Annotated in this window: 8 protein-coding genes and 3 pseudogenes; 5 read left to right on the top strand and 6 right to left on the bottom strand. The window is 66.8% G+C overall.

Annotation, left to right across the window (positions count from 1 at the left end; all coding sequences use genetic code 11):
* Positions 1 to 165: 165 nt before the first annotated feature.
* Entirely contained in the window at positions 166 to 522 is a 357-nt protein-coding gene (locus F0344_RS25655; protein WP_185301016.1) for a hypothetical protein, read from the bottom strand.
* Between the two features lie 400 nt (positions 523 to 922).
* On the opposite strand from F0344_RS25655, the gene F0344_RS25650 reads away from it, so the two are divergent.
* A complete protein-coding gene (locus F0344_RS25650; protein WP_185301015.1) occupies positions 923 to 1285 on the top strand; it encodes a transposase in 363 nt (120 codons plus the stop codon).
* 13 nt (positions 1286 to 1298) lie between these two features.
* Here F0344_RS25650 and F0344_RS25645 read toward each other — a convergent pair whose 3' ends face one another.
* On the bottom strand, positions 1299 to 2303 hold the full coding sequence (locus tag F0344_RS25645) for an IS3 family transposase (RefSeq protein ID WP_185301014.1): 1005 nt from the start codon (positions 2301 to 2303) through the stop codon (positions 1299 to 1301).
* Between the two features lie 20 nt (positions 2304 to 2323).
* A complete protein-coding gene (locus tag F0344_RS25640; RefSeq protein ID WP_185301013.1) occupies positions 2324 to 2707 on the bottom strand; it encodes a transposase in 384 nt (127 codons plus the stop codon).
* A gap of 104 nt (positions 2708 to 2811) precedes the next feature.
* Between F0344_RS25640 and F0344_RS25635 the strand changes: the two are divergent.
* From F0344_RS25635 to F0344_RS36125, 3 genes and pseudogenes are all read left to right on the top strand, one after another.
* Positions 2812 to 3065, top strand: a pseudogene (locus tag F0344_RS25635) (transposase); the annotation flags it as partial.
* A 102-nt stretch (positions 3066 to 3167) separates the two neighbouring features.
* Entirely contained in the window at positions 3168 to 3476 is a 309-nt protein-coding gene (locus F0344_RS25630; RefSeq protein ID WP_185301012.1) for a hypothetical protein, read from the top strand.
* Positions 3477 to 4251: 775 nt separating this feature from the next.
* A pseudogene (locus F0344_RS36125) lies at positions 4252 to 4492 on the top strand (transposase); the annotation flags it as partial.
* Between the two features lie 87 nt (positions 4493 to 4579).
* Here the strand turns inward: F0344_RS36125 and F0344_RS25625 are convergent.
* The gene (locus tag F0344_RS25625) at positions 4580 to 5680 is read right to left on the bottom strand and encodes a sialidase family protein (protein ID WP_219732154.1); all 1101 of its coding nucleotides are present in this window, start codon (positions 5678 to 5680) and stop codon (positions 4580 to 4582) included.
* 456 nt (positions 5681 to 6136) lie between these two features.
* Between F0344_RS25625 and F0344_RS25620 the strand changes: the two are divergent.
* Positions 6137 to 6798: pseudogene (locus F0344_RS25620) on the top strand (winged helix-turn-helix domain-containing protein); the annotation flags it as partial.
* Between the two features lie 74 nt (positions 6799 to 6872).
* Here the strand turns inward: F0344_RS25620 and F0344_RS25615 are convergent.
* Both F0344_RS25615 and F0344_RS25610 read right to left on the bottom strand, forming a co-directional pair.
* Positions 6873 to 7286 carry a hypothetical protein gene (locus F0344_RS25615; RefSeq protein WP_185301010.1) on the bottom strand — a complete coding sequence of 138 codons (414 nt, stop codon included), beginning with the start codon at positions 7284 to 7286 and terminating at the stop codon, positions 6873 to 6875.
* A complete protein-coding gene (locus F0344_RS25610) occupies positions 7283 to 14200 on the bottom strand; it encodes a polymorphic toxin-type HINT domain-containing protein (RefSeq protein ID WP_185301009.1) in 6918 nt (2305 codons plus the stop codon). Before F0344_RS25610 ends, F0344_RS25615 begins: the two co-directional genes overlap by 4 nt.
* Positions 14201 to 14249 lie beyond the last annotated feature (49 nt).

The raw sequence follows: 14249 nt of genomic DNA, 5'->3' as shown, positions 1-14249 counted from the left end.
CTGGAATCGATACTCCAATGGGCCACCACCGATTCCTCTGCCCGGCGCGTGAATCACCAGGGCAGAAGCACCGGAATGTCAGGTAGGCATGGGCGCAGAGCCTGACCTACCCGAGTTTGTGGGCGACGAGGCTACTTCTCGGCGGTATGCCTTTCTCGGTTGCCCTCAGATATCCCAGGTGATATTGGTGATGTTCGGGGCCGAGCTGTTGTAGTACACGGTGTGCTTCGCCCGCGTCTCACTGTAGATGCGCAAGACGTAGGTGTCACCTGACTCGTCGGTGAACTCCAGCTTGTTGTCGGTCTTGCCTTTGGGGCATGCCCCTTCGACCGTGATGGTGCAGGTGAAGACCGGGCCGCTGTCACCTGTGACGGCGATCGAGGTGATGCTGGGGATGAAGTCTTGAGGCATCACCTCACCATTGACGATGACCGGGCCCTTGTTCGGCACGAGCAAGCCCCCGGCGAGTGTTCCCCGATCCTTCGCCTTGTCGCCTGAATTGAATGACTTGTTACTGGCCATCGTTGCTCCATTCGTGTCTGCGGGGGATCGATTGATCGTCCAAGCGAGAGCGTAACACCCGTTATGTTCTGGGTCGCGTATTGGCATGCATCTACCTCGGAGACGGATCGGAGAATGGAGTAATTTCAGCGAAACGAAATCCCCGCACAGCTCCGGCCCCAGCAAGCCGCCGCGTGACCCAGCCGCCCGGCTCCAGAAACCCGCCGCTCCGGGACACACCCCGCCGCCGGCGGTGGCAGGGCAGCCCCACAGGGCTTCCCTGCCTGACCGCAAATGTCAACTCGTCTGCGGCGCTGGCTCAGCCACGGCAGCTGTAGTTCCGGCCTGTAGGGCTTCGTAGCTGGTCAGCGGGCCGGGTTGGCTGCGGGCATGGGTACGGCCACCGTGATCATGAACGTTTGTGACGACGTATCAAGAGCAGGTGGCCGTGGAGGCCACGATAGCCGAGCGGGAGTGGACGGCTGCGCTTGGGGCGGTGACCGGCCGGATCACGGACTGTTTCGGACGCCGTGAACCCCGCGCTCTGGCGCGGGAGATGTGCGAGGCCATGCTGATGGAGCAGGACACCCGCAACTGCTGGACTCTGGCCGAGGCACTCGGACACTCCGGCCCCCACCGGCTGCAGCACTTCCTGTCCCGCGCGGCCGTCGACCACGACACCGCCCGAGACCGGATCGCGATGTGGACCGCCGGTGAACTCGCCGACGGCCAGGCGGTGCTGGTGGTGGATGAAACCGGCGACGGAAGATTTCAAGTCCAGTGAGACGGTCGTATCGCTATGGGGTTTGTGGTGCGGGTTCGCGGCGCTTGGCCGGGTCGTTGATCCAGGCCGTCTGGGGTATCTCGGGTGGTCGGGGGCGGCGGCCGAAGCGTTCGGGGTGGCGGGCGTATGCCTCGGCGAGGGTGACCGCGCGCTGGTCGCGGACCTCCTCGGCGGTCCCGAAGTGGACGGATGCGGGGGTGTGCCAGCCGATGCCGGAATGCCGGTGCTCATGGTTGTAGTACGCGATGAACGCGTCGAACCACTCGCGGGCGTGGGCCAGCGAATCGAATCGCTCGGGGTAGTCGGACATGTACTTCGTGGTCTTGAAGTGGGCCTCGCTGTAAGGATTGTCGTTGGAGACCTTCGGCCGCGAGTGCGACCGCGTCACCCCCAGGTCGATCAGCAGCTGGGAGACCTTCTTGCTCGTCATCGAGGTGCCGCGGTCCGCGTGAACGGTCTCGGGCACGATGCCGTTGCGGGTGATCGTCTCGCGGATCAGCTCCTCGGCACGCACCGCGGATTCGGCCCGCTCGACGGTGTGGCCGACGATGTACCGGCTGAAGATGTCGATGATCACGTACGCGTGATACCAGACGCCCTTGAGCGGTCCGGCCGCCTTGGTGATGTCCCAGGTGAACACCTGCGACGGCGCGGTGGCGACCAGCTCGGGCACCGCCTTGGCGGGATGGGTGGCCTGCCGCCGGCGCTCGCCGGACTGCCCCCGCTCGCGCAGGATCCGGTACATCGTCGAGACGGAGCAGTGATAGCGCCCGGCATCCAGCTCACGCGCCCAGATCTGTGCGGGAGCCAGCTCGGCGTACTCTTCGCTGTTCATCAACTCCACTACGGCCGCACGCTCTTCGGCTGTCAGGGCCGACGGCTGCACCTGCGGGACACGTGCTCTGCGCGGTGGTACCGGCCGCAGCCGGCGGTAGTGGGTGGCCCGAGAGCGCCCGGTCAGCCGACAGGCCGCCGTGATGCCCAGCTGAGCCTCGACGCCGGTGAACGCCTCGGCCACGACAGGGCCGGCGGCAGGATTCAGTCCGCGCTCTCGGAGATCATTTCCAAGAGCGCGGAAGCTTTTCCCATCACCTCGAGTGCGGCCTTGTTCCGGGCCAGGTCCTTCTGCAGCCGCTCCACCTGCTGCCGCAGCTTCTCGTTCTCCACCTCCGTGGCGGACTTCTTCACACGGGCCGGGCCGGTCCGGCGGTCGACCAGGTTTTCCAGGGCACCGGCATCCCGCGCGGCCCGCCATTCCTTGACGTGCGAGTGGTAGAGCCGTTCGCGGCGCAGGACCGCACCCTTCTCGTTCCTGGGCGCGCCGTCGCACTCGGCGACGATCCGCAGTTTGTACTCCGGGCTGAAGGAGCGGCGCTTCGGCCTGGGAGCCGGGTCGGATCCGGCGGGCTTGGTGCTGGTCATGAGGCGTGGTTCTCCTGTCGTGCCCTCTCAGGCTAACCCGCCGAAGCGGAACGTCTCACCCAAGGCTGACAGAGAGGGCCTTGGCTGGCGGGTATTCCCGAAACATGCCTGAGAGTCGCCGTTTTCCAAGCGACCTCTCCGATGCCCGGCCGAAGCTGGTCGAGCCGGTCCTGACCGCCTGGCGGTCAGAGCACCGAGGCCACGGGCTGGACATAAGCAGGCCGCCGAACCATGACCTGCAGCCTTCTGAACGCGGTCCTCTACGTGAATCGGACCCGGGACCCCCTGGCGCTATCTGCCGCACAGCTACCCGCACTGGGACACCGTCCACGCCTACTTCGCCCGCTGGCACGAAAAGATCATGCGCAGAAAGTAACCATTGACGACCAGGCAGTAGCCTCCTGCGAAGCATCCCGGTGGAACAGTGACGCGCCCGCGCCTACGTGCCATGATGCGCCTCATGTTCATGATCACCGCCACGCTGGCTGCGGATTCCTCCACCCCGACCGGGGCTCTCATTGTCATCGCCGTGCTGGGAATCGCAGCCGTTTGTTACGGAGGAAGGTGGGCCTTCGACGTGCGTGGCGCTGTGAACCTCACGATGAAGCGCCGTCGGGCTGCCATCGAGCTGAAGGCGCAGCAGACTGGCAATCTAGGCCTCGCCGATACCGACATCGTTCGGCCGTTGTTCTTCAGGCTCATCGGCAGTGTCATCGCAGTGGGCGGACTTGCACTGCTGCTCCTAGCCGCAGCTCTCGCAACCACCTGAAGGAGACCGAGAGTTCCCGCAAGATCGCGAGCTGCCGCCAGTCCATCAGCGGCTCGTACGTACAGTGTGCGCACCCACGGCGGCCTCATCCTAATGGCTTGATTCGTCGGCATCAACCCGAAGCAGCTCCCGTGGCAGGACGCGAGGAACTACTCACCGCGGCGCCGCTAACACTGGGTGCTATAGGCAGACGTTGGAATGGCGCCGTGCCCAGATCGAACGTCCCCGGGTTCGAAACATCTCGCCGTTCAGGCGGGAGGCAGCCGTGGGAGCATTCATAACCCTCCCACGGACACGGCCCCGCCAAAAGCCCAGGTCACAGCCGCGCAACACCCGACCTGGACGCCAGACGCACCACGTTCGCCGCACTCCACGAGGCGTTCGCCGCACGCTAAACGGCCCCCAGAAGACACGTTTCCCCAGGTCAGAACGTTTCTGCCTGGGGATCTTGGTGGGGCGGGTGGGACTCGAACCCATTCAGGTGACGCCTCTCACCTGCAATGATGCCGAAACAACGGACAAAGCAGCCCGTTTCAATCCGGCTGGGTCCTCCTCGATCCGGCTCGCACGGGAACCGTGCGGCGTTCGCCGCACCCACCGCCTCACGCATGTACTACTGCAGAGGAGCGCGGGGAAAGGGTCGCCCTCACCGTCGCCAGATCTTAGTGATCTTGAACTGTTGGCCCATCGCCTCGCGCCCTCGCGCAATCACTTTTCGTAATGAGCGACTCGGATCTTCTCTGACACGGAAAACGTTGAGCGGCACAAGCCTACGACTCGGCCGTGGCCATCGGGGCGTCTCCGTGAGCCGCGGAAACGTCACCTGATAACGGACAGGCATGGAACCCCGCTCGCCGTGATTCTCACCGGTGGCAACCGCAACGACCTCACACCGCGCATGCAGCTGATCGACGCCATCCCGCCTTCAGTGGCCGGGTCGGCACCCAGGCCGCGCACCGGATTCACTCTTCTTCGGCCGCGAGTACGACCAGGACGTCTACCGCGAACAGGTCCGATAACGCCGCATCGGCCGACGTGACCGTGAACGTAGGGGATTGCCGCATGTCCGCCGGAAGTTACGCCAGTTCGTGAGCTCTGGGCGCTCAGTTCGTGAGATCGGCGAGGGCGATCGGGGTGAACCGGATGGCGTCATACGCCGAGGTGCGACCCGTCTCGTACAGCAGGCCGACGTGGTCCGCGTCGACGCGTGCCATGTCGGAGTAGGCAGCCTTGCTCGGGGAGACGACTAACCCGTCGGACCAGGTCGCACCACCGTCGCCACTCGTACGCACCGTCATCCGCGCACGGTCTTCGGGGTCGGATGGTGCGGCCATGAACAGCGAGCCGCCCGCCGCGCTGTCGCCCACGTGGAGGAGACTTCCCTGCACCGTGGGCGCGGTGATGTCCGCGACTGCCTCGAAGGGCGATTCCAATGTGACGCCACCGTCGCGGCTCCAGGCGTGCACACGACTGCCCGGCGCGCTTCCGTGCTGGTTGCGGGCGTTGAAATACACCTGCCCATCCGGGAGTTCAGCGACCGCGGTCTCATTGACGTGATGCAGCTCGCCCCCGGCGGGGTCGACATAACCGACTCGCCAGGTCGCACCGCCGTCGTCACTGATCAGGGAGTGGCCGGCGTAGTGGTGCGGTTCCACCCCCGTATCCGAGCTCCCGGGTCCGGGGGCGACGGAATGGTTCGCTGCCACCACGATGCGGCCCGCGTGAGCGCCGTGGGTCAGGGTGATCCCGTGTCCAGGCCCCGTGGCGTACCAGCGCCAGTCCTGGCGCTTCACCGCATCGGTGATCTCATGGGGCGGAGACCAGGACAATCCCGCGTCCGTACTCGACTGGACGTAGACGCGCCGCCCGTCCCGGGAAGCCGCAGCGCCCGTCATGATGGCGCGCTCCGTCGTCCGGCCGCCGTTACGTGTGGTGAGGAGGACCATCCGGGTACCGGACGCGTCGACCACGGGGGCGGGATTTCCCAGCGTGTCCGAGCCTGCGTCCGCGACCCGGGTCAGTGCGGACCAGGTGCAGCCGCCGTCTCGTGACACCCGCTGCACGACGTCGATATCGCCGTGATCCGCGGCGCCATCGCGACGGCCTTCCGCGAATGCGACCAGGACCGGACGATCGGAACTCGACTCCCTCACCGTGACCAGTGCCGGTATGCGGAAGACGTCGTAGCCCATCCGGCCCGACACGAACACGTCAGTTGGCGCGCACCGCAGCACAGTTGGCGGAACAGCGCTCCGCTGGTCGGCTGTCTGCGGAACGACCTGGCATCCCGCGATGAGGAACGACACCCCAGCCAGTACCGGATACCGGCATCGAACCATCACGCGTCCCCCGCACATCACCCCGGAGCCGTCACTCCACTTGTTCGTAACAGTAAGTGCGTCGACCGTACGAACGAGATGCATCGACACCGCTTCCGTTCGAACACCTCATGAAGACCAGGCGTCGATATCCTCGGCGTCGCCCTGATCGAGGTGAAGCCACCTCTTCCAGGCAAGCGCAGCCCGATCCTTAGTACGCCAACAGCGACCGCACGGACACCTCTAGACTGTCGGAACACCCCCTGCCTGCTACTCAACTTAATTGGGTGATGTCGGGCCGTTCGCATGTCACCGGCCGAGTCGGGGCGATAGTTGTGGGGTGTGCGATACGCGCAGAGCGGCGGTTTGACCGATGCCAAGAGGGCTGGAAGAGAGGGGATCCGGCTGGAAGCGGTCGGTCGCTTCGAGAGCGGCGCGAAGAACCGTTGAGATCGCGGCCGGGTGAGCGAGCGGCCGGTGGAGCGAGCGGCCGGTGGAGCGCTGGTGCCGTCAGTGGCGCGAGCAGGGCGAAGAGGGCGCCCGGTCGAAGGGGTCGCGGATCGCCACGGCGCCCGAGGCTTTCGGCAGACCAGATCGCGCAATTGGAGCGGGAGTTGGAGCGCGGCCCCCTCTCCCGCGACTGCGCTGACCAGCGGTGGACACTGGCCCGGGTGAGGACTCTGATCGGACGGTTGTTCCACGTCAGCTACACAGTGGAAACAACATGGCGGCTGCTGAAGCATCATGGCTGGTCGTGGCGGCATCCAGCCCGGCGAGCGATCGAACCGTGACGACACGGCAGTGGAGTTATGGAAGAAGGAGGTGTGGCCGCAGGTAAAAGCACAGCGGCGGCCCGCAATGCTGGCCTCGCCCTCGAGGACGAGGCCGGCATGTCACTGAGGCCGCCACGCGCGAGGTCCTGGGGCCGAATCGACCAGACGCCGGTAGTCCGCGTCCGGGTCAGGGGTTCCGGGCGGGTTTCAATGGCGGGCATGGTCTGCTCCCCGGAGACCGCTCCCGGCCGTGAGCCGGGACCCGCGCGGCGAGCGGAGCAAGCCCTTGAGGCCGCCTTCCTTCCTCAAGGGAGATCTCTGCCGGTGCCGCCCAATCGGTCCTCCACAGCCGCGCGGACTTCGCTCCAGGGGTCGTGTCGAAGGGATTCCAATGTCTCCCTGGACGTATTCCTGTGCTGTGCAACCCTCATTCTGATCGATTCGTCCGCATCGTGAGCGAGTCGCTCGAGAAGGTCCGGTGACAGTTTCCGCTTCATGGTCACCATGAAGCGGACGCGAGTATCGGGGTCGTCGATCAATAGCTCCAGAACAGCCAACGGCACCGTTTTGTTCTGGACTACCCCCACCCGTTCTTCCGGATACCGATCGATGACCTCCGTCCATACCTGCACGGACGCCTCCTCCGCTGCCGCCCTGCAGCATTGCTGAGGATCCGAGCTGTTGCGCAGCCGTACGAAATCGTCGGCGGTCTCGATCATCCCTTGACGCCCCTCAATTTGTTCATCGGAATGAATTTCCCCGTGTCGCCCTTCCACTTGTCCGGCATGTAGGTGCCGTATTTGTCGGCGTCCGAGATCCATTCGAGCCCCTTGCTGGTCTCCCGATAGACCTTGAACGCCGATTGGCCGTGGCCGGTCACATCCGGAGTCCACCAGGTGCCGTCCGAGGCGCTCTTATGGAAGGTGGTCTTGAACGGACCTCCCTTCAGGAGTTTCGTCGAGCCTTCCTTGGTTAGCTGCCAAAGCCCTCGGCCAGCGACGTCACAATTGGTGTTGTGAACGAGGACCGGCGTCTCGCCGGCCAGCACATAGTACGTATGCACTCCAACGACCGTGAGGTCGTAGGTGCGGCCGGACATCCGGAAGTGCCGGATGCTCTCGACGGTCGCGGATATGCCGTCCGCGGTGAGCAACCGGGTGCCGGGCGTGAGGTCTCCGGCGTTCACCCATGCCTGTGCGTCCGGGCTCCAGAAGGGGTGGTGGTCGGTGGCGGTGATGCCGGCTTCGCCGTCGGTGGTGGTGACAGCAAGCCGGGTGTAGTGCTTGTCGTCGTCCTTGGTGATGGTGGCGACCACTTCGCGGGCCTGTGTCCGGCCCGTCACGGGATCGGTGGCAAGGACCTTGTCGCCGGCCTCCACCTGTTCGATGGGTTTGCTCGTGCCGTCGGCCATCGCGACCTCGGTGCCCGCCACGAAGCTGTGCCGTACGGCGCACGTGGCCAGTTTGGCGGCGTCGGCATGCTTGCCGGCCTTGAGCAGCTTGGCGGCCTTGCCGACCTTGCCCCAGGGGGTGAGGCCCACCACTGTCCACAGGCAGCCGCTGGCACTGCCCTGGGCGCAGTCGATGGCGTCCCGGACTCCGATGAGTTCCAGCAGGTCGATGCCGGAGGACCGCACCCAGCCGAGATCGTGGGCGGCCGCGCAGACCTCGGAGTCGGGGTTGGAATGGCACTGGCCCTCGCACCAACGCATGACCTGGGCCTGGTAGTCGCCCCACAGGTCCTGGTAGCCGGAGCGGTAGTTCATCTCCTTCGGAGTGGGGATGCGCACACCGGCCAGAAAGATCGGTTGGGGTTCGGCCACAGGCTTGGACGTGGGCTTCGGGCCCCGGCCCGCAGAGGACTTGGCGCTCGGCGGGGTCCAAGCGGTCTCGCGTACGACGTAGGCGACCTTGCCGTCCTTGTCGTAGCAGTTGTAGTGGGTGCAGCCGGGGCCGCTTCCCGGTCCCCAGGCGCTGTCGGGGTTGCCCATGCTGCAGCTGTCGCAGTACAGGCCGGTGGGGTCGGACCCGGTGACGGGTGAGTGGTTGGCGTAGGCGTAGCCGTTGATCTGCTGCGGGCTGGCCGGGTCCATGATCGGGTCGACGCTGATGAAGCGGCCGGTGGATGCGTCGTACTCACGCGCGCCCAGGTGGGTGAGGCCGGTACTGGTGTCGGTGGTGCCACCGACGAAGCCCTTGGTTCCGGGCCAGCCGGCGGGCTCCTCGCCTCGCGCCCTGCCGAAGGGGGTGGTGCTGCGCCGGGTGAGGGACAGGTCGGCCGAGTCGACGGCGAGCTGTCCGGTGCCGTGGTGGTCTCCGAGGGTGAAGGAGATGCCGCCGCCGTCGCTCTGGACCGCCTGGTTGCCCCCGCCGAGGTCGATGTAGCGGGTGGCCTTCGGGGTGGTGGACCCCTTGGCCAGCGTGATCTCAGCGGGTCCGAGGTAGAGGACGGTCTCGGTGGGGGTGCGGCCGATCAGCCGCTGCCCCTCGGCGTCGTAGAGGTATGCGGTGACCTTGTCGGCGGAGCCCTCGACGGGCTCGGTGACCTTGGCGAGATGGCCTTCCGCGTCCCATTCGAGGGTCTGCTTGTCACCTCCGACTGTGCGGGTGCGGGTGTTGCCGGTCTCGTCGTAGGTGTAGGAGTCGCGGGCCGTGCCGTTCGGTCCGGCCGAGGTGACCGAGGTCAGGGTGTGGGGTTGCGCGGTGCCGGGGTCGGGGTAGTCGTAGGTGCGGCCGGTGTCCTGCGCCGGGTCTCCGGCGAGGTCGTGCCGGGTCTCGGTGAGGCGGTTGCCCGCCTTGTCGTAGGTGTACGAGTTCCAGTAGGGCGCGGGACCGCCGACCGAGCTGCCCGAGGGCGCGTCGGCGCAGGCGGTGGTGGCCTGCGTCCACTCGGTGGTGAGCCGCTGCAGGTGGTCGTAGGTGAAGCACTGGGTGTCGGTACCGGTGCGGTTGACGTCCGCGACGCCGAGGATGTTGCCTGCCTCGTCGTACGTGTACGTGGCGAATTTGTCGACGCCCGGCTGGTCTTCGCGGTCGACCCGGCTGGTCTCCAACCGCTGGGTGCCCCGTTGGTAGGTGTTGTTGACCTGGGTGATTTTCCCGGCCGCACCGTTGGTCAGCTGGGTCTGCAGGGGCTTCCCGGTGTAGCTGTACGCGGTGACGGCCTTCAGGCCCTGGCTGTCGGTGATCCCGACTGGGCGCAGTGTGTCGTCGTAGCTGTAGGTGACACCCCCGCCGGGCAGGGCTCCGGCCGCGGGGAAGCCGATACCGGAGACGGTCCCGTCGGTGTTGTAACCGGTGTTGAACTGGTAGCTGCCCTGCAAGGCACCCTCGGCGGCGGGGACGGTGATGCTGGTGCGTGTGGCGCGGTAGAGCGGGTCGTAGTCCAGCACCTTGGTGGTGTAGGCGGCGGTACCGCTGTAGCGGGTGCTGGAAGCGAGGAAGCCCTCGGCGCCGGAGACCGTGTCGTAGGTCCAGTCGGCCAACAGGTTTCCGGTGGCCGAGCCCTCGCGCAGATCGGTGCGGCGGCCCAGACCGTCGTAGCCGTAGAAGAGTTTGTTCTTCGCCGTCCTCGTGTCGGTGGTCGAGGTCAACTGCCCCCGGTCGTCGTAGGTGCTGACGGTGGTGCCGCTGTCCGGGTCCTTGCTGGTGACATTGTGGCCCAGTTGGTCGTAGCCGTAGGTCCAGGTGTTGCCGGCCGGGTCGGTGACCTTGGCGAGTTGCCCTGCGGGGGTGTGCTCGTAGCGGGTGGCGTCGTAGGGTGCTGCGACGTTGCGCGAGTGGTGCTGGCGTAGCTCGGACGGTTTGCCGCGGGCGTCGGTCAGGCTGGTGGTGGCGGTGCCGCCGACGGGCGGGATCACGGTCGTCCGGTCGCCGCCGTACACGGTGCGGGTGGTGCCGAGGGGCGTCAGTCCGTCTCCGTTGCCCGCTCCTTGGGTGGTTTCGGTGAGGCGGCCCAGGCCGTCGTAGGTGTTCCACGCCTGGGTCTCGACGCTCAGGGCGTTGTCCAACGTGAACAGCCCGGTCTGCGGTGCGCCCGTCGTGTAGTACGGGGCGAATGCCTTCGTGGCCAGGCCCCGGTCGTCGTAGAAGGTGTCGGTGACCAGCCGGCCGCCCTCCGGTCCTGGGATCTGTGCCTGACGGGGGCGCAGGAAGCCGTCGTACAGGGTGTACGTGGTCAGCTGGAGGGCGTTCTTGCCGAGGGTCTTCGAGCCGATGGCGACCGGCCGGCTCTCGCTGACCGTGTAGGTGAACTCGTGGTTCGGGGTGTGGTTGCTCGCTTTGGAGCGGTTCGGCAGCCAGACCTTCAGGGAGCGCCCGAGGGCGTCGTAGGTGAGGTCCGTGCGGAGGTTGTTGGTGTCCAGTTTCGTGGTGGGCAGGCCGCGCAGCGGGTCGAGTGTGGTGGTGCTGGTCTGTGCGGAGGCGGCGTCTGCGGTTCTGGCCGGCGGGGTGGTCACGGTGACCTGTGCGGCCCGGCCGGACGCGGGCGTGTAGGCCGTTGTGGTCGTGCGTCCGTCGGCGCGTGCTGTCTTCGACACCTGCGTACCCGAGGTGTCGAAGACGACTGTGGCGGCCAGGTCGGTGGCCTTCAGGGGACGGCCGTAGGCGTCGTACGTGGTGTTGTTCTCCAGGTACGTGGCCCGGCTGCCGGTGTGCTCCTTGAGTGTGGCTGACTGAGTGGGGTCGCCCTTGGCCGGTGCCGCTCCGTACGTGCCGTTGTCGTAGGCGGTGCGGGTGGGGGAAATGACGTCCTTGCTGCGGTCGACGACCGTCGCCGTGCAGGCGGCGGCCACCGTCTCTACGCGGGAGGGCAGCGTCAGGATGTTCTTGGCGGTGCTGGTGGCGAACGTGGAGCGGGTGCACTGGTCGTCGGTCGTGAGGGAGGTGTCGGCGAGGTCGTTCACCTCGACGGCCCGGCCCGCCACGGTGTCGTACGTGGTGGAGGTGGCGGTCTCGCGCCAGCTGGCGCCCGTGCCGTTGTCGAGGGAGGTGAAGACGCGGGTGTTCGACGCGCCCGTGAAGTTCGCCGTGATCGCGCCCCAGGAGCGGGTCCGCCTGGCCGTCTCGTGGTGCCACGGCCTGCTGACGGTCTTTTTCAGGACCTTGCCACCCGGCGCGGAGTACACGGCGGACTTGTACTCGAATCCTCCTGCGGCTTCGTGGTCGGTGATCGGCTCACCCTCCCCTGCCCCCAGGGAGACGGACACGTCCTTCGTGCCGCCTGAAGGGGCTTTCCGGTCGCCGTGCATCCCGCGCAGGAAGTAGTGCTCCTCCTGAGACTTCATGGCACCGACGCCACCGGTCTGGACACGGACGTGACCGTAGCCGCGCCACTGGGACCAGGTTTTGAACTTCTCCTTGGTCAGTCCGTCGTCGTCGTCGAAGTGCCAGGCGGCATAGCCGACGTAGGTGTAGCGGGTGACCTGGTCCGGTGCAGTCCCTGTGCGGTCGGTGAGGGTGACAGCGTCGACGACGTACTTGTTGAACCACTGCAGGGTCGGGTCGTCGCTGGTGCTGCCCCCGATGTACTGGGGGAAGCAGCGTGTGGTGTTGGTCTGTGGGACGGGAAGCGCGTTCCAGTCGCAGGCGGGGGCGGAGTAGTCGACGCTGATTTGGCCGCCGTACTCGTCTGAGATGTCCGACAGGCGTTCCTTGATGAAAGGGGCCTTGCCGTCGCCGGTCCTGTCCAGCCGGTTGGCTGCCTGGGAGTAGCCGAGCGTGGTTTTCGGCAGGGTGACGGCCGGGGTCGCGGTGTGGCCGGTGTGCTGGATCGATTCGAGGAGCAGCTGGTAGTCGACGTCGGCCATGCCCCAACGGTGGCCGAGCTTCCATGAGTCGACAGCGGAGTAGGTGCCGTCGCTCCCGAGGACCTGGGTGGTGAGGGAGGCCAGGCGTTTGCGGGTCCAGAAGGTGGGTGAGAGCCGGCCCTGGTCGCAGGTGGTCGCCGCGGGGCAGTTCATGTCCCACGGGGTGTCGTACCAGTAGAAGGACTTGTCGCCGATGGTGTCTGCAGCACAGGTCACCCCGGTTTCGGGGAGACAGCGTTCGGCGTTGTCGAAATCTACCTTGGCCAGGGCCTTGTCCGCGTACAGGTCGGTCGCCTTGAGGCCGTACTCGATACGGTCGAGGGATCCGCCGCGGACGTACGGCGTGTCGTCGGCGTCCTTCAGGTTGCGGCCGTAGGAGTTGGTCTCCTTGTCGTAGTAGTACGCGACGGCGTTGCCGTGGAGGTCGACGGCGTAGTCGAGGTTCCACCGCCAGGCCTGCTGGCACCAGGAGTCGGCGAACGTCGTGCCGTGGCACTGATCGCCGCTGTCGTCGCCGTAGACAGGGGCGGTCCACGTGGAGTCGGTGGTCTCCTTGCCGGTGGCCCAGCCGGGCAGTCGGTGGTAGCCGAAGTAGTAGCGGGTTCCTTCCGGGGTGGTCAGTTCCCAGTACTCGTTGTCGTTGTCGCCGTTGCCGCGGGTGGCCTCGGTCAGTCTTCTTACCTTCGTGCCGTCGTCGTTCTGGAGCTTGAAGGTGTCGTTGCCGGTGGGGACCAGTTCTCCCGCCTTGCCGTTGAAGGAGATAAAGGCGTTGTCGTAGCCCCAGCACAGGTCGCCGGGTGTGTGGCCGTCGGCGTTCTTGATGTCGTCGTCCGCACACGGTTTGTAGCGGCGTTCGATGGAACCGGGCCACAGGTCGAAACCGTCACCCACCCAGCTGGACTGGTTGTTGGTCGTGCCCGTACGGCCGTCGATGCTGCCGGAGGAATAGCTCATCCCGAGGATGGGACGCATGCCGCCGGGAACGTCCGGTACGGGTATGTCGTAGGACCAGGTGAAGTCACCGGTGTTGACGTTGGTGTGCCACGCCGCGGAGGGCGAGAGCGGGGTGGCCGTGTAGTCCCCGGCCTCGCTGGAGGCACCGGCCTCGGCGGCCAGTACGGTCGCAGTGCCTGCCTGCAGGGCGAGGCCCGTGGCGGTGAGCCGGTGCTTCTCTGTGTCGTTGGTGGTGGTGACCGGCTTGCCCGTACGACAGTTCGGGTTGTCCGGGGTTGTGAGGGAGCAGGCGGGCAGCTGCACCAGCCGCAGCCGTGAGGCGTAGGCGCCACCGTGGGCCTGGGCGAAGGCGGCGTAGTCGACCTGTACACCGACGCCGACCGTCCCGGCCTGCCGCTCACCGGTGGGAGCCGCGGGCGTGAGGGTGAACAGCAGTCCCTCGACGCCCGCCTTCGCCGTTCGCGCCCGGTCGAGCACCCGCACGGCAGCCGACTCCGCGGGCGGGGGTGCGTTCTTCTGCCGGGCCGTCCTCGGCGACGGCGCGGTCAGGGCGACGGGCAGGGCCCCGGCCTTGCGGGGGGCCTGCCCCGTGCCGGGTACCTTCACCGTTGCCGTGCCCGCACGGGCCCAGTCCGCCCGGGGCTCGGCCTCCGGCGCGGTCGGTACGCCGTCGCCGGTGCGGGGCCGGGCCTTGGCTGTGTGCCCGGTAAGTGGCTCCTCGGAGCTCGGCAGTCCGGGGAGTTCCTTGCCGTCGTCGGCGATCGCCGGGGCACTGACGCCCTGGAGAAGCGTGCCGACCAGGACGGCCGACACACTCAGGGCGACTCGCCTGCGTAGCACGGCCCATCTGCGCGATCCGGCTCTGCCGTTCATTCGTCGTCCCTCACTGGATCCGGCCCCGGGCATGCCTGCCCACTGGCTC

The organism is Streptomyces finlayi, assembly GCF_014216315.1.
Classification (GTDB): Bacteria; Actinomycetota; Actinomycetes; order Streptomycetales; family Streptomycetaceae; genus Streptomyces; species Streptomyces finlayi_A.
The sequence above is the reverse complement of the archived record's forward strand: the minus strand, read 5'-3'. Positions and strand labels throughout refer to the sequence as shown.